The 25496-nt window shown below is 58.9% G+C and carries 27 protein-coding genes; 11 read left to right on the top strand and 16 right to left on the bottom strand.

Annotated features, from left to right (window positions below; genetic code table 11):
• Window positions 1-12: 12 nt before the first annotated feature.
• The 5 genes from BB934_RS02980 to BB934_RS02965 all read right to left on the bottom strand — a co-directional run bounded on the left by BB934_RS02980 (window position 13) and on the right by BB934_RS02965 (window position 4816).
• A complete protein-coding gene (locus tag BB934_RS02980) occupies window positions 13-270 on the bottom strand; it encodes a hypothetical protein (RefSeq protein ID WP_099508303.1) in 258 nt (85 codons plus the stop codon).
• An 11-nt stretch (window positions 271-281) separates the two neighbouring features.
• Window positions 282-1796: a serine protease gene (locus BB934_RS02975; protein ID WP_237050159.1), complete on the bottom strand. Its 1515-nt coding sequence runs from the start codon at window positions 1794-1796 to the stop codon at window positions 282-284.
• A gap of 47 nt (window positions 1797-1843) precedes the next feature.
• A complete protein-coding gene (locus tag BB934_RS48375) occupies window positions 1844-2914 on the bottom strand; it encodes a hypothetical protein (protein WP_162299137.1) in 1071 nt (356 codons plus the stop codon).
• Window positions 2915-2922: 8 nt separating this feature from the next.
• Window positions 2923-3987, bottom strand: coding sequence for a hypothetical protein (locus BB934_RS02970; protein WP_099508301.1), 1065 nt, complete (start codon window positions 3985-3987; stop codon window positions 2923-2925).
• A gap of 259 nt (window positions 3988-4246) precedes the next feature.
• A complete protein-coding gene (locus BB934_RS02965) occupies window positions 4247-4816 on the bottom strand; it encodes a thermonuclease family protein (RefSeq protein WP_099508300.1) in 570 nt (189 codons plus the stop codon).
• 5 nt (window positions 4817-4821) lie between these two features.
• On the opposite strand from BB934_RS02965, the gene BB934_RS02960 reads away from it, so the two are divergent.
• Together BB934_RS02960 and BB934_RS02955 are read left to right on the top strand one after the other, a co-directional pair.
• On the top strand, window positions 4822-6072 hold the full coding sequence (locus tag BB934_RS02960; RefSeq protein ID WP_157933993.1) for a hypothetical protein: 1251 nt from the start codon (window positions 4822-4824) through the stop codon (window positions 6070-6072).
• On the top strand, window positions 6062-6277 hold the full coding sequence (locus tag BB934_RS02955; RefSeq protein WP_099508298.1) for a hypothetical protein: 216 nt from the start codon (window positions 6062-6064) through the stop codon (window positions 6275-6277). Before BB934_RS02960 ends, BB934_RS02955 begins: the two co-directional genes overlap by 11 nt.
• 952 nt (window positions 6278-7229) lie before the next feature.
• On the opposite strand, the gene BB934_RS02950 is transcribed toward BB934_RS02955, so the two are convergent.
• Window positions 7230-7418, bottom strand: a complete 189-nt coding sequence (locus BB934_RS02950) for a hypothetical protein (protein ID WP_099508297.1) — start codon at window positions 7416-7418, stop codon at window positions 7230-7232.
• A gap of 447 nt (window positions 7419-7865) precedes the next feature.
• On the bottom strand, window positions 7866-8048 hold the full coding sequence (locus BB934_RS02945; RefSeq protein WP_157933992.1) for a hypothetical protein: 183 nt from the start codon (window positions 8046-8048) through the stop codon (window positions 7866-7868).
• A gap of 13 nt (window positions 8049-8061) precedes the next feature.
• On the opposite strand from BB934_RS02945, the gene BB934_RS02940 reads away from it, so the two are divergent.
• From BB934_RS02940 to BB934_RS46790, 3 genes are all read left to right on the top strand, one after another.
• Window positions 8062-8466 carry a hypothetical protein gene (locus BB934_RS02940; RefSeq protein WP_099508295.1) on the top strand — a complete coding sequence of 135 codons (405 nt, stop codon included), beginning with the start codon at window positions 8062-8064 and terminating at the stop codon, window positions 8464-8466.
• 36 nt (window positions 8467-8502) lie between these two features.
• Window positions 8503-8691 carry a hypothetical protein gene (locus tag BB934_RS02935; protein WP_099508294.1) on the top strand — a complete coding sequence of 63 codons (189 nt, stop codon included), beginning with the start codon at window positions 8503-8505 and terminating at the stop codon, window positions 8689-8691.
• A gap of 131 nt (window positions 8692-8822) precedes the next feature.
• Entirely contained in the window at window positions 8823-8960 is a 138-nt protein-coding gene (locus tag BB934_RS46790) for a hypothetical protein (RefSeq protein WP_157933991.1), read from the top strand.
• A gap of 919 nt (window positions 8961-9879) precedes the next feature.
• On the opposite strand, the gene BB934_RS02930 is transcribed toward BB934_RS46790, so the two are convergent.
• Window positions 9880-11235, bottom strand: coding sequence for an IS1380 family transposase (locus tag BB934_RS02930; protein WP_099512601.1), 1356 nt, complete (start codon window positions 11233-11235; stop codon window positions 9880-9882).
• Window positions 11236-11488: 253 nt separating this feature from the next.
• Between BB934_RS02930 and BB934_RS46785 the strand changes: the two genes are divergently transcribed.
• Entirely contained in the window at window positions 11489-11896 is a 408-nt protein-coding gene (locus tag BB934_RS46785; RefSeq protein WP_157933990.1) for a hypothetical protein, read from the top strand.
• Window positions 11897-12319: 423 nt separating this feature from the next.
• Entirely contained in the window at window positions 12320-13339 is a 1020-nt protein-coding gene (locus BB934_RS02925; RefSeq protein WP_099508293.1) for a hypothetical protein, read from the top strand.
• Window positions 13340-13902: 563 nt separating this feature from the next.
• On the opposite strand, the gene BB934_RS50815 is transcribed toward BB934_RS02925, so the two are convergent.
• Entirely contained in the window at window positions 13903-14295 is a 393-nt protein-coding gene (locus BB934_RS50815; RefSeq protein WP_418294745.1) for a GIY-YIG nuclease family protein, read from the bottom strand.
• Between the two features lie 208 nt (window positions 14296-14503).
• Here BB934_RS50815 and hfq point away from each other — a divergent pair, with 208 nt between their 5' ends.
• Window positions 14504-14776: an RNA chaperone Hfq gene (hfq, locus tag BB934_RS02920; protein WP_335645599.1), complete on the top strand. Its 273-nt coding sequence runs from the start codon at window positions 14504-14506 to the stop codon at window positions 14774-14776.
• Window positions 14777-15915: 1139 nt separating this feature from the next.
• Complete coding sequence (locus tag BB934_RS02910) at window positions 15916-16284, top strand: cyclic nucleotide-binding domain-containing protein (protein WP_099508290.1); 369 nt, start codon at window positions 15916-15918, stop codon at window positions 16282-16284.
• A gap of 147 nt (window positions 16285-16431) precedes the next feature.
• Here the strand turns inward: BB934_RS02910 and istB (BB934_RS02905) are convergent, their stop codons facing one another.
• From istB (BB934_RS02905) to BB934_RS02880, 6 genes are all read right to left on the bottom strand, one after another.
• Window positions 16432-17178, bottom strand: coding sequence for an IS21-like element helper ATPase IstB (gene istB / locus BB934_RS02905; RefSeq protein ID WP_099508289.1), 747 nt, complete (start codon window positions 17176-17178; stop codon window positions 16432-16434).
• Window positions 17179-17191: 13 nt separating this feature from the next.
• On the bottom strand, window positions 17192-18730 hold the full coding sequence (gene istA, locus BB934_RS02900) for an IS21 family transposase (protein WP_099508288.1): 1539 nt from the start codon (window positions 18728-18730) through the stop codon (window positions 17192-17194).
• Between the two features lie 281 nt (window positions 18731-19011).
• On the bottom strand, window positions 19012-19779 hold the full coding sequence (gene istB, locus BB934_RS02895) for an IS21-like element helper ATPase IstB (protein WP_099508287.1): 768 nt from the start codon (window positions 19777-19779) through the stop codon (window positions 19012-19014).
• Window positions 19776-21263 carry an IS21 family transposase gene (gene istA, locus BB934_RS02890; RefSeq protein ID WP_157933989.1) on the bottom strand — a complete coding sequence of 496 codons (1488 nt, stop codon included), beginning with the start codon at window positions 21261-21263 and terminating at the stop codon, window positions 19776-19778. Before istA (BB934_RS02890) ends, istB (BB934_RS02895) begins: the two co-directional genes overlap by 4 nt.
• A 57-nt stretch (window positions 21264-21320) precedes the next feature.
• Window positions 21321-21530 (bottom strand): hypothetical protein, encoded by a 210-nt coding sequence (locus tag BB934_RS02885; RefSeq protein ID WP_099508285.1) that lies wholly within the window; start codon window positions 21528-21530, stop codon window positions 21321-21323.
• A 249-nt stretch (window positions 21531-21779) separates the two neighbouring features.
• Window positions 21780-23546, bottom strand: a complete 1767-nt coding sequence (locus BB934_RS02880; protein WP_099508284.1) for an adenylate/guanylate cyclase domain-containing protein — start codon at window positions 23544-23546, stop codon at window positions 21780-21782.
• A gap of 184 nt (window positions 23547-23730) precedes the next feature.
• On the opposite strand from BB934_RS02880, the gene BB934_RS02875 reads away from it, so the two are divergent.
• Together BB934_RS02875 and BB934_RS50510 are read left to right on the top strand one after the other, a co-directional pair.
• Window positions 23731-24204, top strand: a complete 474-nt coding sequence (locus BB934_RS02875) for a cupin domain-containing protein (protein ID WP_099508283.1) — start codon at window positions 23731-23733, stop codon at window positions 24202-24204.
• Window positions 24205-24468: 264 nt separating this feature from the next.
• Window positions 24469-24654 (top strand): cupin domain-containing protein, encoded by a 186-nt coding sequence (locus tag BB934_RS50510; RefSeq protein WP_335645598.1) that lies wholly within the window; start codon window positions 24469-24471, stop codon window positions 24652-24654.
• A gap of 166 nt (window positions 24655-24820) precedes the next feature.
• Here BB934_RS50510 and BB934_RS02865 read toward each other — a convergent pair whose 3' ends face one another.
• Entirely contained in the window at window positions 24821-25420 is a 600-nt protein-coding gene (locus tag BB934_RS02865) for a hypothetical protein (RefSeq protein WP_099508282.1), read from the bottom strand.
• Window positions 25421-25496: the final 76 nt, after the last annotated feature.

The raw sequence follows: 25496 nt of genomic DNA, 5'->3' as shown, positions 1-25496 counted from the left end.
TAGGGCCGCAGATTACTCTGCGGCAACCTGTCTGATCTGGCCCCAACGGCTGTCGAAAGCCCAGGCGTCTTCTTCGTTCACGAAGGCAATCGCCACTTCCTTCTCGCCTTCCCGCACTTGGGACAGAGGCGTGTTCTCCTTCAACCAGGACCGGACCTTGGGATGAAGAATGACGCGGTCGTAGTCGATGGAGGAGGGGAAGGTCACGAGGGGATCGGACCAGCCGAGTTCGGCGACGAATGACCCGTTTTCGTGCTTACGGATGTACATAGGCTAGTTTCCTATTTGCAGACCACCATCACACTGACCTTCTTTGCCCGCTCTGCGATATCCTCCGGCTTCATGGGATTCGTGTTAGAGGACGCCACAGCATACTGGACCCCTTTACTTTCGAGGAAATTCGCCGCCACGCTCGTCTTAATCGCGAAGTTGATGTTCTGAGGCAGGGTGTCAGTCACTTCGAGCATGCGCTTGGCATCCATCATGGCCACCACAACTCCGATCACATTTCCACTTGCGTCGAGCAGCGGACCACCACTGTTGCCGCTCTGGACAGGGGCCTGGATTTGAAGGTGACGGGTATCGTCCCGTAGACCGGCTAAGGCTGTGACGCTACCTTGTGTGAAGTTGCCTGAACTGGCGAGGACTTCCGACAGGGGATAGCCGAACACGGCTACCGATTCACCAAGACGGGTATTTAACCGTAAAGCTGCGATAGTGCCGGGGACGATGTCGGCCTGAAGCAGGGCTAGGTCATTGGTCGGATCGGTTCCAACAATCCTGGCCGGAGTCGGTTGGTAGTCGTCGGAACCCACTGCCACGTTGGAGCAGCCCTTGATCACGTGGTTGTTGGTGAGGATGAAGCCAGTGTTCGTGACGAAGAAGCCTGTGCCAGATTTGATGCCTTCCCCGTCCTTGTCTTCCTTGGGCACATGGGTCGGCGGCTGGATACGCTGGGTTGGAGGATTAGCCGCTTCCTGAACGATCTTGGGCGGCGTGACGAATGGGGAGCCGTTGGCCACTGCCCATAAGGACGAGGACACGAGGGTTACAATACGGTCGCCGTAGATTTTCGCGCCGTCTTCGTTCCAAGCAAAGATGAAGCCGAGCATCCCATTCCGGTCCTCATGATAGCGCATGTAGCGGGTGATGCCGTTCTTAAAGACAGCCACCACAAAGAAGTCCTTGCGCAGAACCTTGTACTGAACCGTCTCGCCTTCGGCGGCAGCCTGTTTCAGCAGGTAATCGTAGACCTGCTGGAGGCCGACATCGGGCAGGTATTTGTAGGCTAGGAAGACCCGCTTGAGCGGATCGTTGAACTCATAGCCTTCCCGGATGCGGTTCTGGGACAGGCCTAGACCCATCGGAACCCAGATCGGGACGCCTCGGTCGGGATGCTGGACCTCTTGCAGTCCCCACATACGCAGGATCGGCTCAGCCTCCTTCATCAGGACGCCGACCTGTTCGTCAGTCAGTATACCGGCGACGGGAAAACCATGGTCGCTCTGGAATTTTGCCATGGCATCGTACAGCCGGTTACCAAAGTCTTGGTTCGGCACACCGCTCCAATAACCATCTGCCGTCAAATAGACCTGAAGACGAACCCGCTGGTAGGGATCGAGTTCTTTCCAGTCGAGCGCGGCGTCATGAAAATAGGGTCGATCTCTGCTCGTCTGCGCGAGGGCTGGGAATGTCAGCAAAGCAGCGGTAATGGCGGTAGCGAACACGCTCTTCACGACCCGCACCTTCTGCATAGGGAAGTCATATTCTGCCCAGAAGGATTTCCAAACTGACATGTTCAAGTTCCTTCCAATCACCATCGGCATTGTTGCATGGTGCGGGGTCAAAGGACCTTGCGCTGGACCGGGTCCATCCGCAGGCGCTCGTTGACCACCGGCACGGCTTGCTTCGGTTGCGATTGCGACTGCGGAGCCTGTTCGGCCCGCAGGGTTTTGGGCGCGAATTCCTTCAGGCACCATTCCTGGATCGTGGCCGGATAGGTCGCCCGGCACCAGTTCTGCCAGTCAGAGTAGCTCGCTCCTGCCGGGGGCTTGGCCATGGTCGAGGGAGCGAATGGCTGCGGGGTGGCCGGAGCGGAAGGCGCGGGCAGAAGCTGGTCCTCGCCCGGCGTGATCGCCGTGGTCCGGGTCGAGGAGCCGTCAAACCAGCGGCATTCCTGGGCCGCCGCGTAGCGGTCGATGGTCGGGGAACTGCTATTCGGGATCAGTTTTCCGTCCTCGGCCAGATCGATGATCGTGTCAGAGAACGCCCCCGCAGGCCGGTAGTAACAATACTGGGAGTAGGGCCGCTCCTCGGTGTTGTCGTGGTATTTCCAGCCCGTCGTCACCTTCCCATCGGCGAAGGGCCGGTTGGCAAAGCGAGTGAACTCGACCACGAGCCTGCCGTCCTTATCCTGCGCGTAGGGCGCGGCCGCCTGCATCTGAGCCGTAGACGGAGCCGACAGAATGGGAGATGCGGATGCGCTCGGCGAGGTTAGGGCGCTGCTCCGCCCCAAACTACCATCCACCTTCACGGTGCCACCCTCGACACGCACCGTGCCGCCCGGCTGGACGCCAACCGTTTCTCCATCGGCGTCCAATTTCACGGTGCCCCCATCGGCCAATTTGACCTCGCCGGTCGTCTGGACATTCACCCTCTCCAGGACCGTCTTGAGGGTATCGGCCAAATGCTCCGCCGTATTGGTCACGTCGGCCACCTTCGAATAGCCCCAGAGACCAGCCCCGATTCCGATACCTAAGAGGGCCAGGAAGAGACCTGCGCCACCAAGCCACCACAGAGCGGCCTTGCCGGTGGTGAGCCGGGTTTCGGCGCGAAGGCGGTTGTGCACCTGTTCCGCAGCATAGGCCTTCTGCTCAGAAGTGCCTTCGAAAATGTAGTTTGGAGCATCCGACATGGTGGTCCTCACGCGACTTTGAGACTCGGGGTCGCTTGAGGCGAGGTCTCGGGCTTCTTCATGCCATCAACTACGGTATCGATGGCCTTCTCCACTACTGTCTTATGGAATGGATCGAGGACATACCGGCCACCCTCAACCGGAACGACCTTCTGGCTCGCAACCGCTTTGAACTTCTTCGGCTTGATCCGGGTGACCGATCCCATCGCCAGCAGCGTCGAGGCCAGCGAGGCGCAGATCGCCGGGATGAAGACGAAGAGGCGCAGGAAGTTCGAAAGCTCGCCTTCCGTGACCTGCGCCGGGTCCTTGGCGAAGAACATGCCGGTGAAGGCATGAAGCTGGGAGTGGGCGATGGCGTCGTCATAGACCTTTCTGGTTGCAACCACATTGGCCTCGACCTCTTCAGCCGTACCGAGAGTGCGCAGAGCCTTATTGGCTTCATCCACCTTCTCGCGGGCTGCCGTCACCGTTCCGCGCTGATCGGTCATCGTCGCGCGGATTTCCTTGGAGGCAGCGGACTCAGGGCAGGGGGCAGTGCGGGTACCGCGCTGGGTCTTACCGTTGCGATCCCGGTAGGTATAAGTTATCGGGCACATCTGGGGCTTGCCCGTCTCTTTGAGTGCATCGACCTGCTTGGACGACAACTCATTGGCCGAGGTCAGCGATGCGTTGGCCTGATCGAGCACAGCCTTACGGGCGGCATACTCGCCCTGGAATGCATCACGCTTGCCCTTGGCCTCTTCGAAGTCATGGCGAGCCTTGTTCACATCCATCATACGGGGCCGAAACATCATCTCACCCAACTGCGACAGGCTCTTGGTCGTCACGGCGCTGGCGCAGAGGATGCCAACGAAGAACAGCAGCTTTAAAAGGTAGTTAGGCTGGGTCCTGACGAGGATCGCCAGAGGCACACGGGTCAGTTCGACGACCGCGTAGCCAATGGGGGCTAGGAACATAAAGCCCATGAGAATCCAGTCCTGATGGCCATACTGAATGGCGAACAGGACGGCTCCAAGCAGGGAAAGAATGATCACCAGTCCCTCGCTGACGAAGGCGATGGACAAGTACTTCATGTTAATGCGGTAGCCACGGGCTTCGTCGCGAGCTTGGCGAGCTTGTTCTACTTGCTCACGAGCACTCAATTGTATTGTCGGCGTAACCATGAAGTCTCTTTTCTTTTTGACGAGAAAATATGACTTATGGAGGCACCTTTGTCATGGACCGCGAGGGATTGGTTTCATAACCCTTTGGCGGATATCGAAAGAGGTAGTCGCGCCTCGTTGTAATCACGTACTCCATCTTCGAAAGATGTCAGCTAACTCCAACGCTGCGCTATTCGCAGACGATTAAAGCATCCGTCACAATGAGCATATTGTTGGGTTCTAGCTCCAAGGATCGCCCAACAGCATACCCTGGTACGTCACGGGGATAATGATCGATTCTACGCCCCTTGCGCCACTCCGAGGGCAAAACGAAGTTGCCAGTCCATATTCCTGCCCGGACACGCCGAGCGGTAAGCTCATCCGGTACATAGTCCTGGCTGTACTCTCGGTAAGCGACGGCCCATCCCTGCTGGATCATCCATTGGTTCATATCCTTCCCTCGGACACGGCAGACCGCGACGACCCGGCCATACCGGTCGGTGTCGCGCCGCTCACAGGAAACGGTCGCCCGACCGATCCAGTCGGCCAATGCAAATGCTGATTTCTGCCCGCAACGATAATCCCGTCCTCCGGCATCCTGACATATCTGGCTACTTTCGGGCGCATCGATCCCATGCAGCCGAAAGCGAGTTCCGGCAATCTCGATAGTATCTCCGTCAATGACGCTTGCCTGACCGGCAAACTGTTGGGCCTCAGCAGAGAAAGAAAAGAGAAGCACGGGCAGAAGAAAAAGTCGCAAGGGGTATGACTCCAAAGAACCAATCAATCGTACAGTCGGGAAGCAAAAAGCAATTGCCAAAATGCGGACACGTGAGAGTCTTCTCTCATCCGAGGCAATTACGGAGCCTGCGATTGGTACGATCTCCTGCGAGCCAACACCTTCGACCTCGCTCCTTTTCCGGCTGGCCCCTGAGCCTTGCTATCGAATTGGACACCAGTTCTCCCAACTTCATTTCATTCACCTTCCGAGCGTCTACCCTTAGGCGGCAGGCCATCTTCGCGGCCCTGGCCGTCCTGACCCGAGACGGTCCTGAAAGCCTTGCCTCTAGCCTCCAATCCCTTGTCCCCGCCGAATGTCATGCCTACAAGAGCCCGCACGAGCGCATTGCTCGTGCCGTGATGGCCTCTCCTCGGGCAAAGGAGATTGTCCGGAGCGTCTTCGGAGCAGTCCCAGAAGGTCTTCTCGGTGTTCTCAACCGGGTCGGCGGCGATCCGCTGCCCGATCCGAGCCTCTACTTTTCACTGTTCGAGACCTTTACCGATCCGCAGCATAGGGTAAGGCGAGATGTACTGCATCAGCAGTCTGGCCCGGTCAGCGCGATCCAGATCAAGATCATCCAACATCTCCATCCCGTCCTGGTTCATAATCATATTCTGACGCGCCTCCATAGTGTCTCTGAGGCGAAGGATGCAAATGCTGCCTTCACTCTTATCCGAAACGCCGTTTCGTCGGCGACTGAGGAGGCATTCCGGCAGTCCGTCGAGAATTTGGGCGACAAAACTGATCTTGCGACTTTCTTCTCGCGGTGGATTCAGAAGATAGATTGCCCTCCGACCCTTCCGATGATCCCCGAGAATGACCCGGATATCGTGGTGATGACCTCCGGCCATGAGATCGCAGCCCTTGGTCGGCGCTTCAGGAACTGTTCTTCCACCCGTGTTGTCCATGCAGCTATCGGCTATGAGACACTCCTCGAATGGAAGCCGTCACCTGGGCTTGTCGCTCAATGCCGACGCCTGACTGACGGTCAATGGATTCTTACCGACATTCACGCCAAGGGAAATGGGCAGGTCGAGCCATCTGCGGCAGCCGCATTCCGCCGCAAGCTTCAAGAATTGGGGATTCCTGCGCTGTCCCCCGGCGACCTGTTCCCTCGCGCCCGAGGCGTCCTCTCGATGATCGGTGTCTGGCATGGGTTGGGAAACAACCTCGGCTTCGAGGATGAAGACGTTGTCGATGACGAGGATTTTGCGGAAGTCGGGAATGCCGCGTGAAGTCCTGCGCGACCCGGCTGGCCGGGTCATCGGATCGTATGAAGACAATGCCGTTTCGGGCCGGATCACGGCCCGAGACGCCTCGGGGCGTTGGCTGGGCTACTATGACACCCGCCGAGATGAAACGCGGGATGCGGCTGGTCGGTTTCTTGCCAAGGGCAATGTCCTTGCGAGCTTGATCTTCGGTTGCGAGGGCCGCCGATGAGCATCCATCCGAATGCCCCACCGAAGCCAGAGATCGACGATCCCGAGGAGTATTTGGCGATGCTTCTCAGCAGAGAACCGCGCCCTCGAAGAAAAAGTGCGGAAAAGGACGTTTTAAAGCGCTTCCCATGGTGGAACCGGTGGAAGCCATGGTGGCGACCCGACGGCTTTTCTTCATCGAAGCCAGAGGAGAAGATCAAGGAGGGGCCGTAGTCCAGGACCAATACCCGGCAGCGGGAACATCAGCACCGCTGTGACGACGCCGGATACCAGCAACGACAGGAACGCGTGGAACAGGGACAGGCTCGCTGGGAGCAGCAAGAAATGAACAATGGTCCGAACATCGACACGAGCCGGATTGATGAGCTTTTCGCGGTTGGAGATCGGGCCGTACTAAAATGGACGGTATCCTGCACAGACTACGCCCAGTTCTGCGTGGATGACGATGCCACTAACGAAGAAGTTGCCCATTCGTTGTTTGCTGCGCTGACAGCCATGAAGCAAGAGCGGGATCGGGCTATCGATCTCGTGAATCTTCTGGTCCAGGAGCGGAAGGAGATGCGCTCATATATGGTCGCGCGGGGCCGTTCTTCGCATGAAGCCAGGGAAGGCAAGCGGACAAGGACCCCACATCAATCGGTTGGGACTGATGAGCATTGTCCCCCCTTCGTCCTCAAGGCAGCAAGGAAAGCATGGAGAATCCATAATCATCCGGACAATTCTCCTCCAGGCAAAGGGCGGAGGCTGAAGAGCGCTTCAAGCAAGTGGAGGCCATCTTCGACGAGATTGAACGGCTGCGAGATTCCTCACGGAGATCATGATCAGAGGGGGCAGCCGACATAGGAACCGGACGATAAATACCTCGTATACACAAATGGGGTTCCTAAAAAATGCGTTATTATCAGTTTGCCCGGCCCAAAGACCCATTCAACTGGGTTTTAAAATTATCGGCTTCAGCCGGTTCCAAGCTCTGCTTTGTCGATGATGCCCGTCGCGCCGCGACACCCTACGTCGTCGATTGTCATGATCTTGCCCGAGAACAGATCGGCGACAGGAATTTCGAAAGGCAGTTTTGCAAACGCAGGAGTTGGTGCGAGTCGCATTGCCCCGACAATCACGAAATCGAGCCGATCCGGGATCATCGGGGTTGTTTAACGGGCCGTCGGTTCCGGTTCGCCTGTGCGGGCGACGCCACGCTCTTTAAGACCTTCTTCGGTTGAAACGTCCTTTTAGAGAATCAGGCAAACCGGTGCAGTCTGTGAATGCAACGGTATCCAGGAGAAATGAAATCGCCACCATTCGTGCAATAGGAGAGAGATGTTCGCTTGTAAGAGGGGAAGGGCACCCATCCCTGGATGTGCTCGCCAAATTAGCCCGCCGTTCCATAACGCTCGGAGAAGACGCTCCCTGCCTGGGACGACGAACTCCGAGAGAAGATCGAGATCGCCAAGGGCACCGCTCTTACCTTCGGTGAATTTTACGCGGACATCCATCCGCCGCACGATGACATCACCCACTGTTATGTCTGGCACCACGGGCGAAAGCTCACTGGGGTCGCCCTCGACGAAATCCGTGAGCCCTGAAGGCTTTCAGTTTCGCCGGAGAAACGTGTCCTTCAGGTCACACTGATAGTTCCGGAGAGCCTCTGTCCGCTCGGGCCGGAACACCGGGCGCATCAACTCGTCGTCCCAGCGATTCAAACCGTCCATCGGGCACCCGCGCTCCCGCAATTTCGCCTTCAGCTTGCGCTCCCATTCATGGAGTGTCTTCACGGGAGCTTCCTTCATGTCTCCACCGTCGGGGAAAGTTAATACGCGCATACACTTCTCGCGGCTCGCCCTGCTCGCGCTGACTATCTCTGTGTTGTCCTACGCCATCGAGGACTTTCTGATCTTCCGGGTGGACATATGGGGGACGTGGTTCGGTGACCGTCGGGTGACGTTCGTGGTCTACATGATCGTGCTCATGCCCCTGGTCGAGGAGATCGTGCGTGTCCTGCTGGTCCGGGTGGCTGAAAAACGTCGTTGGCTGGAGCAGCCAGTCTCCCTTCAAACCGCAATCTTCCTGGGCGCGCTCATTGGTACGTTTGAGTGGGTCGCCAAGTCCATCTGGCTGGAGCCTGCATTAACCCGGAAGACTATCCTGGGGCTCATAACCCATTTCTCCTCCTTTCCAATCCACATCGCCTAATCGTGTGCCTTCTTCAGCTTTAGGAGCGAGCGATTCGTGAAGACTGCGGCGCTCCACATCCTGACCAACCTCACCATCATCATTGTGGCTGTGACCCTGACCGCTCAAGGCTGGGACGGCGCTTCTCTGGTCTATGTGCTGGCGATGTTGGCTACGGTCATCTTCGTATCCGCTCTAGTGGTCTGGAGGCCGGTCCGGGTTCTCCGCCGATCATCAGACTTATGAACGCAACCGGTCAGCGCAGCTTCGACGCTGTATTGCAGACTCACCGATGGTCTCACAAATGAGGAGGCCAAGACTCGATTTGACCGACGGTCGAATGATGAGCGCTGCAACGAGCTTTACCGGAACAAGCCATGAGCCCGAAGCTCGGCGGAGGCCCTCCTGGGAAGAAACCCATTAAGAAGTGGGTAATTCCAGCTTGTGGTAAGGATCACGATCTCTTCGGCATAGTGCCTGTCAAGGAAGAGAAGGATGAGGAAGGTTGGGATTGAGCGGGAGGCCGCGCGCCGACCATCCAGAGACACCGATTCCGACTGGCCTGTCCGACGACGAGGTCATCGCGTGGTGCAAAGCACGTATGGGCGTGGGTAACTTGATGCCTCCCAACAAGCCCAGCAGCGTTTGCGAAAGGTCTTCCCATCTGCCGTCCTGGTGGATGGAGAGCCGGTAAAGGCGGGAGAGTTCGAAAGTCACGAGCTTCCAAACAAGATCGCCGCTGCTCTCGCTGCGGCGGGAAACGCGACTTAAACCCACGTGATTTTGTATCGGCTGGTCTGACGGAGTGGGAAGTGCGACTTAAACCCACCTAACTCCTTACGAGTTGCAATGGCGCGGCGCATTCACCGGATTTTTGCTCAAGACCTAGCTCAAGGGCATTCCAAACTTCCATACTCAGCGCATTCAGATGAATTTAAGTAGGTGATGCCTGAGCAAAAGGGGCGGGAAACGCGACTTAAACCTACGTGATTCTGTAGCAATCAGGATGGCACGTCAGGGAAATGGGTGCGAACCGCGACTTAAACCTACGTGATTATGTTTCGCGAAGCGGTAGGTTTCCAGAACCTACCGTCTGTTGGAACCTTAATGACGATCCTGGGCGAAAATTTACTTCGTGAACGTCAAACAGTATGGAGAACTAAGGGGTATCACCTTGGAGCCCAGAGCGCCGTGGAAGCCCGAGAACCGTCCTCAACAGTTTCCCGTAACGAAAAATTCTGACGACACGGCCCTACTGCCAAATTGGAAAATTCATCCTAGCCCACCCTATTCATAAGACATGTTGATGACTGCCGTTCTGGACTGCGATCGCGGGGGCTCGTTGCGTCTGTTTCATCGCGATGAGGTCTGGAACATGGGGAACGCGTTGGCAGGAGTTGGATGGACTGATGGGGGCGATCGTGGCCCCGCCGTTCATGGCGACGCCGTCCGCGGCCGAGGTGCGAGAGCCCAAGCAAGACGGCGGAAGAGGTCGGCTTCGGGACAGCAGGACGCATAGGCCAAGCGGATGCGGCTGGTGGTTTCCTGCACCCTCACGGCGATCTTGAGCAGGCGCAACCGCAGTGTTGCAAACTCCGCCCGGGCGAGATCGCGAGCGGCCGGGATGGCCTCGCGCACGGACAGCATCAGCCAGTAGGCCGCCGTGTGCAGCACGAGACGAACCTGATTGGCCACAGCGCGCCGGCACGACGTCCGGTCGGAGGCGAGTTGCGCCTTGTGGAACTTGATCCAGTTCTCGGCCTGGCCTCGGGCACAATACAGGCTCTCGTAGACGACGCGCGGGCTGGTGCCGGTCAGGTTGGTGACGACAAAGCGGATGTCGAGCCCCAGGCGCGTGGCTTCGATGCGGGCCACCGCGCGACGCTCGCACGACCAACTCTTGGCCCGGTGTGTCGTCTCGGCAAAGTCTCGCACGACGTCACGATCCTCGACAGCCCTTTGGGTGCGCACCGCATCGGCCATATCTTGAACTTTGGCCATGAGTGGTCGGGTGCCGGTCAGCCCGAAGAGATAGCTGAGGCCGTTCTGCTCGCAGAAGTCCATGGCTTCGGGACGGGCATAGTGACTGTCGCCCCGGATGGTGATGCGGGTGAGAGGCCAACGCATGCGGATGCGCCGCACGAGCCGGCGTAAATGAGCCCGCACCTCGATACCGGAGGGCGTCTTGCCCGGCCGCAGCACGACGGCGACCGGGCGGCCTGTCGCGCTGTCATAGACATGGATGGGGAGAAAGCAGCGCTCGTCGTAATGGGCGTTGAACAGCGACAACTGCTGATGGCCGTGCACGACATCGCAGGTGTCGTCGATGTCCAGCACCACTCCATCCGGCGCGGTGGCATAGCTTTCCATCCACTGATCCACCAGAGCATAGGTCAGACGGATGGCATCGCGCAGACTCGGGGCGTTCTCCAGGCGCGAGAGGGTCGGCTGCGAGGCCAGATCCGCCCCGGTTTCCGGCAAGTGCCCGCAGGCGAGCTTGAACGCCGGATCAGCGCGCAGCGGGCCGAAGTCGTTGCAGTCCTCATAGCCGCAGGCGATGGCGAAGATGCGAGCGCGGATCATGTCGGTGATCGCGTGCTTCACACGGCCGGGATCGCGCCGATCCGGGATGAAGCGCGCCAGCCGCTCGGCGATCCCGAGCCGGCGCTCGGCCTGGGCCAGGAACATGACGCCGCCGTCGGACGACAAGCGTCCACCATCGAAAGCGGCGGTGATCTTCTTGCGGCTAACGGCTGGAAATGGGAACGTCGCAGTTGTATCGTCCGTCACGGCGGGTGTGGCACAGTGCAATCGTGGCAGGGGTTGGTCTCAGCAACCAAATCCTACGCTGCTTCAAGTGCTTAAGCTACATCCGCCAGCCCTCTCCAGACGCCTCGTGCATAAGAGCGGCTAGCAAAGAGTAGGGTAAGGCGTGTCCGTCATTGTGCCCAGTCATGCGAGGCATACACCTTTGGCGACTTCCAAAAATTTGCGACCAGCAACGCTTCGCAATATCCTATCTTAGGAATACAGGAGCGCTCACATGGCTAATTGGCTTCGCCTTTCGATAACTTGCAGCATGGCGGTGATGCCAAGTATCGTGCATGCGGAGTTGTTGAATTTCCAATGTAGCTTTTACAATGAGGTCCCAATTGGCGTAACGGTTGATGATCAAGCGAGGACGGTTTCAACAAAGGAAGGGTACAGTTACGATCTTGGTGGTGGGGCTTTTAAGGTTCTCAAGATTACAAAGGAAGCCATATGGTTTATTGCGCATGAAAAGGATGCCGACGACGCAAGTTTGAAGATCACTGTGCTTGAGCGTTCAAATTCCGGCAATCGTAGAAAAGGCGGATCATTGAGCACAGCAGTAGTCGGTGGCGGACAGGAGCCCTTCTCTAGTGCCCCGCCCGGTGGCGTATGCTGGGAGCTACCGCAGAAGCAACCATGAACCATCAACGCCTTAACTGCACCGTTCTGGAACCTTCACTAAGGGTACTTATTTCGTTCCCATAGTGGCTGGATGGTAACCGTCGAGCGACTTTCCAAACCTTCATAGTTGATCGTGAGCGTTTGTTACTTCATTGCCGGAACACGTCGTGTTGGTTTCACCGATGTTCCGCCAATCTCATTTGCACGGGGTCTGGAGTAAGACGAACGCCTTGATTGATACAAAGCCAGTTGATCCCGCGCATGTAGAGGGCCGGATCGGGTGGGGAGGGAACACGCGGCTAAGTAGAGGTCTCCGCCTGAGTGACCGGGAGGAGGGCGAAGAGCATCAGCCGTTACCAATCAAATCCCGGCAATTCATTAGCCCCTTGACCGCATACCCCTTCCCTCGGGATGATTGAAGAACTGCCGACGGAGGGTCGTAATGTATCGTGCTGCTGCATGCGTGATGATGGGTGCCGTCTTGCTTTCCTCGACCAAGCCTGCTTCCGCGTTCATTCTGACGTTCCGAGATGTCAGTGATGCCCTCGACACCTGCGCAGGTGGGAAAACCCCGAAAACTGAAGCCGTCAAGGGCGAGGTCTTCGCCTTCATCAATTCGTCCATCGCGGCGGGCTCCGGCAATCTCATGACGCTGCGCCGAAACTTCAATCTCACCAAAGGATCGTTCGGCGAAGACGACGCCTACGAGCCGTTCACCCAGTGCGCGACTGAGAAGGCGACCGACATCCTCAAGCAGGCAGGTGCGCGGCTTGTGCGCAAAATTCCCGACCTCGATCCGGAATATAAGAATAGGAGCTTCGCGTTCTTTCCAACTCTACTCGGACAATCGATTTCCGCTTACCAACTGGTGCGGGTTCGCAAAGATTACAAAACTATCATCAACATCGACAATATCACCTGCGATGCGACGTTTTCAGTCGCGTATGTGGTCTACCCCGAAGACTCCCTTCAGCCGGGTTTAGAGCCCTCGGTCGCGGTTCAGCAGCCCGTCAAGGCTCGTTTCCAGATCGAACTGACTCGTGCCTCAAAGGAAGTGGCTCAGGCGATCCAGGAGACGGCCGATGCGATCAAGTCCGCTCAGTGGATCACCGATAAGGCGTCCTACAACGCCGAGTTGGAAAACTTTGTCCAGACACATTCTGACGAGCTTTGGCTTTGGGTCAACCTGATGAGCAAGGACAAGACATGCTCGGCATTGGTGTCGGTGCGCGAGGAAAGGAGCCCGCACTGGACCAGTCACCACACCCGATACGAGCCGCGACCTGTCAGTTGGCGCGGCCTCGTGCCAAGGTCCTTAATGAACTTGCGCACTGCTTCAAGTCCTGCGAGGCCCATCGTGCATTTCAGGAATGCAGGCTGCCACGCAGACATCAACGATTTGCCGCTCTCGCCGCGCAAGCATCAGGCCTGGATATCCTCGTTAGCCTTGGGCGGGCAGTAGGGCTGCTGCCGGTAACGACCTCGAATGAGTTAGGACCGAGGACCTCCAACTTTTGGCCAAGTGGCTCGGTCACCACAAGAGCAAGGAGGGCGAGATCAAGCGGCGCGGATGTGGTGCGCATCTTCCCCAATAACCGGGCGGTGATCTGTCTCGCAGGAGCCCTTAGCCGGTGAGTGTGTTGGGAGCAAGTATCTCAGAGGCAGCCATAAGCCATCATCACTTCAACTGCGCTGTGCCAAAATCTTCTCTTCCACAGGTGATCGTTCATATCGGTTGCCCCTTTTTCCCCTCACCGCAAGGAGCAGTATAGGCTGATTGGCTAGGCCAAGAGTTTTAGTCGCAAGAGACTGTAGCTCAGAAAAAAACTGGGGGAGTAGGTACGGAAACATGCGGGGAAATGCGAGATGAAAGCCGTACCCCAGGTTTACCTAAATGCTTGAATATATTCGATCCTTCGCGCCCTCTCCGAACACAGAAAAGCAGGCCCTATACGATCCTCCAAGAGAACAGCCTGATAGAATCGGGATGGCGATGGTCTATCGGAGCGGTGATCTCTTATGCAGCTACGAAAGGGCGTCGGTGGCTTGTCCCCTTGCCTCACGCACACAGGTACGACGTAGCTCTTGGATGAGTGGCTTTTGAGGATTCTTCCAGCCTGTCAGATTCAGCGGAGGCTCCAGCGATCTGATCAGGTCAGCCTCTTCTGCTTCGACCCGTTCGGTAAGAGCTACATGAGCGTAACGAAGATTATCCCGCATCCATTCGGTTAATCGGGCCTCACATGCCTCGTCGAACCGGAAGTTCTGAGTGTTGGATAGTGACAGACCAGAGGACCGAGGCCGAGCGTTGAGATCGAGGGTCTGCTCGAGGATAGCGCCGAGCGACTGGCGAAACGTCGAGAAGCCACTATGCGAATGGTTGAAGTGGCACCTTGAATCCAAACTACTCGCAGTCATCCCGACGTAGAGCATGCCATTGGGATCGATCTTGATCGTCGGAAGCGCAATCTGGCTGATGGAGAAAGTAGGCGTAAGCTCCCGGTCCGTCCACTAAGGGAAGCTCGTTCCAACGGTATTGCTGCTCAAACATGCTCGTCCTTCTATCACACCGCCTCGAAGGGCCGTTCCCAGCATTCAATACCTTTGACAGGGATGGCCTGCTCTGATGCAGTGTCTCTCCATCAGGAACAGTGCAATGCCAACACAGAAGACCTCAAGCCTTCAAGACAAGTTCCTGAAGTATCTCCGCGACAAGAGGAGTGAGGTAACCATCTTTCTGGCGAACGGGATTCGGCTACAGGGCCAGATCAGATCGTTTGACAACTTCACAATCCAGCTTGTTCGCGGCAACGGTACACAGATTGTCTACAAGCATGCTATCTCGACAATCCTCCCAGCAGAACCCATCCAACTGGCAGACTCAGCTTCATTCGAGTGATGAAGCCTTCGTCCAAAGTTATCGAGATGGACATATTACTGATCGAGCGGCGGCTCGTCCCATTTTTTGATCAGACTCATTCCGCAATCCCACGGAGTTTAAGGCTCCCTTGGAAAATGCTCCTGTGGGCTTGAAGTTTGACGCCGAAACCGAAGGATGGGAACAATTCGAGAACATGAATCGGCAGCGCAAATCGGACGAGCCTTGATGGAGGATTGGAATGTTTGGCGAAGTGAACTTTCACAGCAAGTCGCAATATTGCCCATGGGCTGAATACAGCGTCCTTGCTGCCTCCCTTGTCGTCGCTATTGCCTTTCTCGCAAATGCTTAGAACGCGAGTGGAGCCTTGGCCCAGTGCAGTGCCGGTCGGCTCAGGTTGCCACTCAGACTTTGTGCACGATCAATGCGGGTCAGAGCAGCTTCAATCTTCGCGGGTAAGGGCTGTCGGATGATATCCGCGTAGAGGGTGCGGAGGTCCTGACCAATCGTTCGCAGAAGCTCCTCATCAGACATCATGGAAACCCGTCTACCACCTTCGACGCTGCTTCCCATAGCCGCCTCCAAATCTCCGCATTAGTAGAAATAGAGGCGGGTTGAGGAAGCGTTAACCAACTTTTTATAAGGCTGTGGATAGCGGGCAGGAACCCGCGATTTTTGACATTCGGGACTTGCTTTCAATCTTCATCTTCAATTGGCATCGACTCGATATCCCTCACGCCCAGGCACGGTGGCCTGATCGCAGTTCCAGTGCCGCGACCTGTTGCAGAAGCTGGGTTGTGAGTATTGCCTCGCGCCGAAAACCCTCATCACCGAAGTCCCTTCCGAGGCGCAGGTGCATGTCACGCGCTCTTGCTTCCAATGCTCGTCTGAGAGCGCCCAACCCGTCTTTTGTCCAGTTCAAGCAACATCATAACTCACGAATTTGTGACGGCCGTGCGGAGATACTACTCTCAGCCTTTCGTATCGACTGCATTGCCAGCCAAGCTTAGGCGCGAAACAATGATCGGATCAGGTCTCCCCAAGGAGTGCGATCCTCGCGCATGCGGCAGGAGCGAACAGCGACAGACCATCGAACCAACTGCCTTCTGGCGGCTCTTGAACCTGAAGACTTCGCGTATCTGGAGCCGCATCTGTAAGGCGTGATCCTGCCTAAGGGTACGATTCTCTACGAGACGGACGAGACTATCCGTTACATCTACTTTCCTCATGACATCATCGTATCGCTCGTCGATGTGATGGAGGACGGCGGCAGTGCCGAGATGACCGTGTTCGGTTGCGAAGCTGTGATTGGCTTCATCAGTGCGGTTGTCACCCGTGAGTCGGTCGGTCGCTACATTGTTCAAGTCCCCGGTACTGCATCCCGAATTGCCACCGATAAAATGCATGAGGCGATCTCGACCCGTCCGAAGCTTCGACGCCTGATCCTCCACTACACCGAAGCCCTGATCGCCCAGCTTGTGTCAACGGCGGTTCAAAAGTCGACCACGGGGCGGCGCAAAACTGGGTGAGGATACCGACGAAGCCGTCCACTTCGTCCAATCTGAAGCCGTCCAGGCATTCCGATTTCAAGCCGTCCGTGGTTCCGAGGTGAAGTCGTCCACCTGAGCGCCGCTCTTCGGGTCGTTGATGGATGGTGGTTGAGGCGGTGGCGCTGGTCAAGCGTCGGCTTGCGCGTGGCGGGTCTTGCGCAGGCTCTCGCCGGTGAGAGTGATCCGGTAGGCGTTGTGCACGACCCGATCGAGAATGGCGTCAGCCAGAGTTGGAAGGCTGCCGATCATCGCGTACCAGTTCTCGACCGGCACTTGGCTGGTGATCAGCAACGAACCGGCATCATAGCGGTCCTCGACGATCTCCAGCAGATCGCGCTGCTGCTCGCCGGTGAGCGCCTCAGGACCCCAGTCGTCGAGCACCAGCAGCTTGGCCCGGGCGAGTGTGCGTAACAGGCGAGAGTAGCGGCCATCGCTGCGGGCGAGATCGAGCGCTGCAAACAGCCGCGGCACACGATGGTAGAGCACCGACAGATCCTCCCGGCAGGCGCGGTGTCCAAGGGCGCAGGCGAGCCAGCTCTTTCCGACGCCGCACGGGCCGGTGATCAACAGATTGCGCCGCTCGCGGATCCAGTCGCAGGACGCCAGCTTGAGAAACAGTGCCCGGTCGAGGCCGCGCGCGGCCCGGAAGTCGACATCCTCGACGCTGGCAGGATGGCGCAGTTTGGCTGTCTTGGCCCGGGTCTCGAAGCGCTTCTGCTGGCGCGTCGTCACTTCATGATCGAGGATCAGGCCGAGCCATTCGGCATGGCCGAGCGCGTCAGCCTCGGGATTGGCGCCGAGCGCCTTGAAGCCCTTGGCCATGCCGTGCAGGCCCAGCGCGTGGAGCTGGTCGAGGGTGGGATGGGTCAACATGGTCGGTCTCCGTTCAGTGGAAATACCCCGGTCCGCGGACGTTGGGGTGGGTGATCACGGGCGTGTCGGCCGCCGGGGCGGGAGCACGCTCGTGGTAGGTGTCGAGTAGCGACACGATGCTCTTGTAGGTCAGCGCCCGGATCGCCAGGGCTTTGGCCGCGACCGCCTCGACACGCTCCTTCGGGATGCCGCGCATGTGCTGCAAAACCCCGATGCAGGTGCGAAAGCCCTGCTCGGGATGGCGGCGCGCCGACAGGATGGCGGCAATCAGTCCCTCGGTGTGGGGGCCGATCACCGCCGCCCAGGAGCGGAAGCGCTCGGGCGACCAGGCGGCATAGCGGCGATGAGAGCTCGGCATGTGCTCGGCCTGCGTGCCGTGCGCCCGTCCCGCGAAACGCCGCGCGTGGGCAGCCACGCGCCCGCCCTTGTGGAAGGCCTCGATCGTGCGTTGGGTGACGCGCACCTCGACCTGCTGGCCGATGAGGCCAAACGGCACCGAGTAGAAGAAGCCCTCGACCTCGATGTGATAGTCGAGCCCAACCCGGGCGAACTGCCAGTGCGCGAAGACGTAGTCCTGCGCCGGCAATGGTGCGAGGGCCGGCTTCTCGATGGTCTCGAACACCTGGCGCCGGCTGACGCCGAGCCGGCGCATGGGCACACTGTTCATGCGCGTGACGGCCTCGGCGATGGCCGCATTGGCCTCCTGGAGCGAGAAGAAGGTGCGGTGGCGCAGGCGGCCGAGAATGTAGAATTGGGCGAAGCGCACGCCGGACTCGACTTTTGCCTTATCCTTCGGGCGACGCGGTCGGGCCGGAAGAATGCCGACCTCGTAGTGGGCCGCCATCTTGCCGTAGCTGCGGTTGATCTCGGGATCGTAGAACGAGGCCTTGTGGACGCCGCTCTTCAGGTTGTCCGGGACAACGAGCTTGGTCACGCCGCCATGGAAGCGGAACATGCGCACATGGGCTTCGATCCAATCCGGCAGGGTCTGGGTCCAGGTCGCTTCGGCATAGGTCAGGTTGGAGGCGCCGAGTACGGCCACGAAGATCTCGGCGTGGCGGATCTCGCCGGTGAGCGGATCGACGATCGGCAGCTTCTTGCCGGAATAATCGACGAAGACCTTGTCGCCGGCGACGTGATGCTGGCGCATGGTCGGCGTCAGGCGGCGCTCGAAGGAGCGAAACAGATCGCAGAAGCGCGAATAGCCGTATCCGTCCGGATGATCCGCGAGATATTCCTCGTGCAGGATGGCGATGCTGACGCCAGGCCGCTTGAGCTCCTGGACCAGGTGGGCCCAATCCGGCTCCGGCCGGCGGCGCGTTCCGATCCGGGCGCCCGCCCGGGCGAACAGCTTCTCCTCGAGGGCGGTATCGCTCAGGTCCTCCGGCAGGGGCCAGATCAGCCCGGCCGCCTTGGCCCGCTGGATGGCGTCCCGCACGGTCGAGCGCGCCGCGCCGACAATCCGGCCGATTGCGCGGTCGCTGGTTCCACTCGCGTGGAGCCGTAGCACTTGCCGCATCTGTCGCATGGTCATCTCTCTGTTTGCCGGCATCGCGTCCCTCTCTGGTGGAGAGGTCGAAATGCCCCAATTGGATGACCCGGTGCAGCACGGTTCTTCCGCCTGAGCCCTGGACGGGATCAAATCGGAAGGATGGACGGCTTCAGTTCGGAAGGGTGGACGGCATCAAATCGGAACCATGGACGACTTCAAGTCGGTACACATGGACGGATTGCGTCGGTATCCGCACTGGGCCAGTGGCGGGCGCGCTGACCACATAGCTGGCGCGTGCCATGGCGCATTGGCCCCCTGGGCCAATTGTCATCGGGTTGATTTCAGGACGATGTTTGCCGTTTGCGCGATCGGCTATGAGCAAGACGGTAGCTCTCGCCGTTCATCTCGAGGATGCTGACATGGTGGGTCAGTCGGTCGAGAAGTGCGCCCGTAAGGCGTTCTGAGCCAAGGGTCTCGGTCCATTCGTCAAAGGGCAGATTGCTGGTTATGAGGGTGGCGCCGCGTTCGTAGCGTCGCGAGATCAGCTCGAACAGCAGCTCCGCCCCGGTCTTCGAGAGGGGCACGAAGCCCAGTTCGTCGATGATCAGCAGCTTGTATCCGGCCATCTGCCTCTGGAGACGAAGCAGGCGGCGCTCGTCACGGGCCTCCATCATCTCGCTGACCAGGGCAGAGGCTGTGGTGAAGCCGACGGACAGTCCCCTTTGGCAGGCGGCCAGCCCGAGCCCCAGGGCGATATGGGTCTTGCCGGTGCCGGAGGGGCCGAGGGCAATGACATTCTCGCGCCGCTCGATCCACTCGCCACGCGCCAGCTCTAGGACCTGCATCTTGTTCAGTCTCGGGATGGCGGCGAAGTCGAAGCTGTCGAGGCTTTTGACGGCCGGGAACTTCGCGGTCTTGATGCGCCGCTCGACCATCCGCCGCTCGCGGTCGATCAGCTCCATCTCCACGAGCCGGGCCAAGAAGCGGACATGGTCAAGCCCCTCGGTGGCGCATTGGCGGGCCAGCTTCTGGTGCTCGCGCAGGAATGTGGGCAGTTTGAGCGCCTTGAGGTGGTGGGCGAGCAAAATCTCGGGAGCTTCAGCGCTCATGCGGCATCCTCCGAGATCAGGCACATATAGGCCGCCGCCGATGTCTTCTCGACCCTGGCTTTCGGCAGATAGGGGTAAACATCGAGGTCCAGCCGCGGCGGTCTGCGCTCCACCCGGCACAGGACCAGATGCTTGACCGCATCGAAGCCGATCGCCCCCATCTGCAGGGCCTGCTTCACCGCAGCATGGAGATCCGGGAGATTGAAGAGTTCCAGCAGCCGCAGCACCTGCACATATTCGCGCCGGCCCTGCTTGTTCATGCGGACTTCCATCAAGCCGCGCAAGGTCGCGAACTCCTCGGGCAGGTCCCATCCCTGCAAAGGAGCGGCCTGATCGAGTGCGTTGATCTTGTTCTCGATCAACGGGAGGTAATGTAGCGGATTAAAGATCACCTCTTCCCGCTCGTAGCTGCGGGGATGGCGCGCAATGACCTCGCTGCGGCAGCCGATCACCACCTCGTCGACATAGCCCCGGATCCAGACATCCTGATGGCCCCAGGCCACGGGCACCGAGTAGTCGTTGGTCTTGTAGCGCACGAGCGACTGCGATGAGACGCGCCCGCTGGCCTGATCGCAGGCCTCAAATGGCGAGGCCGGCAGGGGACGCATGGCCGCGGTATCCCGCTGCAGGCGCTGGCCGATCGTCTCGGCCGGCCCCCGCAGCTTGTCATCCTGCCGCTTGCGACATTGCCCCTCCAGCCAGGTGTTGAAGGTCTCCCAGCTCGGGAAGTTCGGGATTGGCACCATGAAGTTGCGACGGGAATAACCGACGAGGCCCTCCACATTCCCTTTGTCGTTCCCCTTGCCCGGACGACCGTAGCGATCCCGGATCACGTAGTGCGACAGGAAACCACTGAACAACGCCGCCCGCTTGCGCGTCCCGTCCGGCAGGATCTTTGCCACCAGGCAGCGGTCATTGTCATAGAGCACCGACTGCGGCACCGCACCGAAGAAGGCAAAGGCCTGGATGTGGCCGTCCACCCAGGCCTCAGACACAGCCGCGGGATAGGCCCGGACGAAACACGCATCGCTGTGCGGAAGATCAAGCACGAAGAAATGCGCTTTCTGCTCCACCCCGCCGATCACGACCACCGCCTCCCCGAAGTCGGCCTGCGCATGGCCGGGTGGGTGCGACAGCGGCACAAACATCTCCTGGCATCGCCGCTCGCGCTCGCGGATGTAGTCTTTGATCGTCGTATAGCCGCCGGTGAACCCATGCTCCTCCCGGAGCCGGTCAAACACCCGCTTCGCCGTATGGCGTTGCTTGCGGTGAACCGACCGATCGCCCTCCAGCCAGGCATCGATGATCGGGACGAACGTTTCCAGCTTCGGGCGCCGGACAGGAGCATGACGCCGATAGCCGGGCGGCTCCGCATAGGCCATCATCTTGCGAACGCTGTCGCGCGATATGTTGAAATGCTTCGCCGCCTCGCGCTGGCTCATGCCTTCAGAGCACGCCAGCCGAACCTTCCGGTAAAGTTCCACGGTGAAAATCCCCCAGCCCTCCCTGCAACCGGCAGAAAGGGAATAGGTGGACGACTTTTACGCCGCCCGCAGCGGGTCTATCCCGCCGCTACCGTGGTCAAATTTTGCACCGCCGTTCTCACAGCGCGCTGCGCTCGGATTGTCCCAGGTCTCCTCCACGTTCGAGATGAACCCCGGCACGATCACGAGATCGACGGAGCCAGCGCCAAAGACCTGATAGGCGATGTGAAGATCGCCACTTCTCGCATAGCGAGTCTCGGGCTGCATTGCAACATCCTACCAACATGGGTACGTTAGAACCGTTGCCGAGAATAGCTGACTGGCTCAAACAGCCGAGATTCCAAGGGGTTTTCCAGAACGGCGATGTGGACCACAACCACTCGGCGGCAGTATAGCTGCGATCTCCTCTGCGACAAAGGCGATCTGATGGATGCCAATGGGCGCTTGATCGAACCGATTTGCCAATCCCGATCAGGCAGGCGCGGTTGGTCGTGGGCGAGTTGGAGTGGGAGAGTGTCACAGGGGTAAGCCGGCCATCCGCAGACCCTCGAAAAGGAGTTCCCGCTTCTCAGGGTTGCGATAGCACGACCGGTGCAAGTGGACACGCATTGCTTCCCAGCGAGTGGATTTCAACAAGTGCCCAACTTCCGTTGCCTCAGCCAGCCTCCCCATTTGCGCGAGCGCCGCCGTCAGATAGCGAAGCGAGATAGGATGACCGGGGTTCATCTCCAGGGCTCGCCGCGTGAACTGTTCCGCCTCCTTGAACCGTCTCTCCAGGAAGTGCGCAGCCCCCATGCCATTCAGAGTGATGTAGCCTCGTGGGTCCAGCGGATTCAGCCGATGTGCCTTCTCCAGGCAGGCCAGGGCTCGCTCGCTCTCATCGTTGTAGACGAGCACCCACCCGCAGTTCGTCAGCACATTCGATGAGTTCGGCTGAAGATACAGAGCGCGCTCGCAAAACGTGATGGCTTGGTCCAGCACGCCTGACAGCGAGGTCAACGACCATGCTGCTACGGAGAGAACCACTCCATTGTCTGGATCGCACTGAACCGCTTGCAGAGCGGCCTCCCGGTTACGGGCCGCATCCGCATCCCAGTCGTTGGTCCAACCTCCGACCATCAGGCGGCCTCGGCAATCGGCGAGCGCACCCCAGGCGTCAGCAAAGCCAGGATCACGTTCAACGGCTTGTCGCAAGAGCGCCTCGGCCCTATGAAAGCCCGGTTCGGTAAAGGCGTAGAACTCGGGTAGGGCGCGAAGGTAGAGATCATACGCCTCCAGATTGTCGGTTGCCTTTGCCCTGGCTCGCTCAATCTCAGCCGCTCGCAAGTTGGGCTCGATGGCTGACACGACGCTCTCTGTGATCTCATCTTGTAATGCAAAGATGTCCGTCAGGTCGCGGTCGAAGCGTCCAGCCCAGATGTCGGTACCCATAACAGCCTCAACCAATTGGGCCGTGATGCGCACGCGATTGCCTGCCTTGCGGATGGAGCCCTCCAGCACGTACCGGACGCCAAGCTGGTGGCTGACTTCCTTCATGTCCAGGGCTCGGCCCTTGAGTGCAAAGCTGGAGTTGCGGGCGATAACGAAGAGCCAGCGACAGCGGGAGAGCGCCGCGATCAGGTCCTCCGTAATTCCGTCTGCAAAATACTCCTGCTTGGGGTCGCCGCTCATGTTCGTGAAGGGCAGGACGGCAATGAAAGGCTTATCAGGAAGGGAGAATCTTGGCACGATTTTCGAGACCGGATTGGTTCCACGCAGTGCGTAGACCCTGATAGGGCGGGCGATGTTCTTGAGATGCTGTTCGCCCCTGTCCTCAAACGAAAGGCCGAGCTTCCCCTGTAGCTCGTCATAGACTTTGCCCGAAATGCAGATGCCCCCAGGATCGGCGATGCTTTCCAGGCGAACGGCCACGTTCACGCTGTCTCCGAAGATGTCACCATCTTCGCTGATGAGAATATCGCCCAGGTTGACGCCCATTCGTAGCTGGACAACCTGATCTCCGGGTTGGTGCTCGGCCCGGTCGGCGATCCCAGCCTGGACCTCCACTGCGCACAGGACAGCTTCAACTGGGCTTGCGAACTCCAGGAGCACTCCGTCGCCCATGGTCTTCACAATGCGCCCTCGATACCGAGAGGCGGTGGGTTCGATGATCTCGGACAGGATTGCCCGAATGGCTGACAGCGTGCCTTCCTCGTCGGCTTCCATGAGGTGCGACGAGCCTACAACATCAGCAGCGAGGATGGCTGCGAGCCTTCGCTGCGACTTTGGGTGCGGATCGGCCATGGTCACGCTCACATGCCCACAAGGGTAGTTTGCGCTGATCCATGGTCGAGGTCCACTCACCTCTCTGCGCTTGTAGATTGGAAGCGCCCGGTGTGTGGTAAGATATCTCTGCGGGGCTTAGCCTTGCCGTGAGCATGTCCTTGTTCCCGTAGAGATCGCCTGCCAACACTTGGTGGAGGCTGCCATGAGAATTCTCCTTGCCACCGTGGCCGTGATCGCCGCCCTTAGCCCAGCAACGGCTCAGACGGGACAATCACACAGCACCGCTTCTGATCATGCGATTTACCTGAACTTTCAGGACATGAAGTGGGACAAGACCGTCCCCGAGCTTGGGGCTGGCTCTCCGGAGATCACGATCCTGCACGTTGATCAGAAGACCGGTGCGACCAAGCTCATGATTCGGGTGCCGCAGAACTTCCATGTGCCAAAGCACTGGCACACTGCCAATGAGACTCACACCGTCGTCTCTGGCACCTTCATCATGGCTCATGATGGAAACCGGGAGGAACTTGGGCCAGGGTCGTTCAACTATGTCCCGAGTAAGCTGGTCCATGAGGCATGGACCAAACCTGATGAGGGAACCCTGCTCTTCATCACTGTCGATGGACCGTGGGACGTGCATTGGGTCGAGGGGCCACCGAAGGGGCCAAGCAACTAGAAGAAAGCCGTGGCCCGCCGCTGCGTCTATGCCCCAGTGTCGGAGGTCTCTGCGGAACAAAGTGACGATGCTCGCCCTGCCAAGGCGGCTTGCAATTTGGAAGTGCACGATGACTGACACGACAGTCACAAAGGTAAGCAGCGCCCACTCACTGACTGGCGAACAAGGCGAGGTCTACCTCGCGTCCGGCAAACGGGTGTCCATCCGGCTCTGGCGGGATGAGCCCCGACTCAAGATAAACCTAGCCGCAAGCACGAGTATGAGGTGGCTGGCTACGTGATTTCCGGACGGGCGGAACTAGAGATCGAGGGGCAGACTGTGCGGCTGGAGCCCGGCGACTCCTGGGTGGTGCCTGCTGGAGCCGAGCATACCTACCGCATTCTGGAGACATTTACCGCAGTCGAGGCGATGGCTCCTCCTGCTCAGGTGCATGCGCGGGAGCAGACTTAACGGCTCGGGCGAGGTGGTGTTAGGTCAGTGGAAGTCCAGTGAAAGTGAACTGGACCTCCCTAATTCAACCCTTCCTGCCCTGGATGGTCCTAAGCTTACTCATCATCGGCGGGAGGTCTGGGGGAGGGCGGCTGGCTGCCTTAGGTTGGCGATTCGAGTATTGCCCTCACCCCTGCGCAATGGCAGGGCAACTATAGGGTTTGGCAAGCCGAACGGGAGAATACGAGATTCTGCGGGGTAGCCGACAAAGGTTTGGCAACGTAAATGGTTGGGGTTGTTGCGCTATTTCGAAAATAGCACTCCGCCCCTGGGCACCAATCATCTCCTTGAAATATATTTCATACTCGCTGTCCCCTATTGCGGCTGTGCCGGCTGCTGAGCCTCTGCAGGGCTGGGACTGCATGCCTTCTTTGAAATGAGGCCACTCCACACAGTTGCGGTTCGCGGGTGATCTCCTTCCCACCGCAACAGGGATGCAATCGCTGTAGAGCGGGAAGTCTCGACGATCTCTCAGATGCGTCTGGTCAATGCAGCCTGCGATGATCGGCGACCGGTAGAAATCGGAGAACTTCCGGAATCTTAGCTCATGGCAGGCTCTTCGGATCGAGATCTGGAACATACCTCGCAGACCATCCACCGGAAGCCGCACCTCTTGCGCGATCGACGTCAGGTCTGATGCGAGATCCCGGGCGCTCAGGTCGTCATCGATCTGCTTGAGGAGACCGGCGATCTGCCGCTCCGAAAATTTGGGCAACTCTTGGTCCATTGCCGTTGTCCCGTCGGGAGAGATGACTGGAACATTCCCACTTTCGCTGATCCAGTGTCCGGGGCGAAGGTCAGCG

The organism is Microvirga ossetica (genome assembly GCF_002741015.1).
GTDB lineage: Bacteria > Pseudomonadota > Alphaproteobacteria > Rhizobiales > Beijerinckiaceae > Microvirga > Microvirga ossetica.
This window is presented reverse-complemented; position numbering and strand designations above follow the sequence as displayed.

Coding starts and splice junctions, on each gene's coding strand:
- BB934_RS02980 (WP_099508303.1), bottom strand. CDS start 270: ATGTACATCCGTAAGCACGAAAACGGGTCATTCGTCGCCGAACTCGGC.
- BB934_RS02975 (WP_237050159.1), bottom strand. CDS start 1,796: ATGTCAGTTTGGAAATCCTTCTGGGCAGAATATGACTTCCCTATGCAG.
- BB934_RS48375 (WP_162299137.1), bottom strand. CDS start 2,914: ATGTCGGATGCTCCAAACTACATTTTCGAAGGCACTTCTGAGCAGAAG.
- BB934_RS02970 (WP_099508301.1), bottom strand. CDS start 3,987: ATGAAGTACTTGTCCATCGCCTTCGTCAGCGAGGGACTGGTGATCATT.
- BB934_RS02960 (WP_157933993.1), top strand. CDS start 4,822: ATGACTCCAAAGAACCAATCAATCGTACAGTCGGGAAGCAAAAAGCAA.
- BB934_RS02955 (WP_099508298.1), top strand. CDS start 6,062: ATGCCGCGTGAAGTCCTGCGCGACCCGGCTGGCCGGGTCATCGGATCG.
- BB934_RS02950 (WP_099508297.1), bottom strand. CDS start 7,418: ATGATCCCGGATCGGCTCGATTTCGTGATTGTCGGGGCAATGCGACTC.
- BB934_RS02940 (WP_099508295.1), top strand. CDS start 8,062: ATGTCTCCACCGTCGGGGAAAGTTAATACGCGCATACACTTCTCGCGG.
- BB934_RS46790 (WP_157933991.1), top strand. CDS start 8,823: ATGAGCCCGAAGCTCGGCGGAGGCCCTCCTGGGAAGAAACCCATTAAG.
- BB934_RS46785 (WP_157933990.1), top strand. CDS start 11,489: ATGGCTAATTGGCTTCGCCTTTCGATAACTTGCAGCATGGCGGTGATG.
- BB934_RS02925 (WP_099508293.1), top strand. CDS start 12,320: ATGTATCGTGCTGCTGCATGCGTGATGATGGGTGCCGTCTTGCTTTCC.
- BB934_RS50815 (WP_418294745.1), bottom strand. CDS start 14,295: ATGACTGCGAGTAGTTTGGATTCAAGGTGCCACTTCAACCATTCGCAT.
- hfq (WP_335645599.1), top strand. CDS start 14,504: ATGCAGTGTCTCTCCATCAGGAACAGTGCAATGCCAACACAGAAGACC.
- istB (WP_099508289.1), bottom strand. CDS start 17,178: ATGTTGACCCATCCCACCCTCGACCAGCTCCACGCGCTGGGCCTGCAC.
- istA (WP_099508288.1), bottom strand. CDS start 18,730: ATGCCGGCAAACAGAGAGATGACCATGCGACAGATGCGGCAAGTGCTA.
- istB (WP_099508287.1), bottom strand. CDS start 19,779: ATGAGCGCTGAAGCTCCCGAGATTTTGCTCGCCCACCACCTCAAGGCG.
- BB934_RS02885 (WP_099508285.1), bottom strand. CDS start 21,530: ATGCAGCCCGAGACTCGCTATGCGAGAAGTGGCGATCTTCACATCGCC.
- BB934_RS02880 (WP_099508284.1), bottom strand. CDS start 23,546: ATGGCCGATCCGCACCCAAAGTCGCAGCGAAGGCTCGCAGCCATCCTC.
- BB934_RS02875 (WP_099508283.1), top strand. CDS start 23,731: ATGAGAATTCTCCTTGCCACCGTGGCCGTGATCGCCGCCCTTAGCCCA.
- BB934_RS02865 (WP_099508282.1), bottom strand. CDS start 25,420: ATGGACCAAGAGTTGCCCAAATTTTCGGAGCGGCAGATCGCCGGTCTC.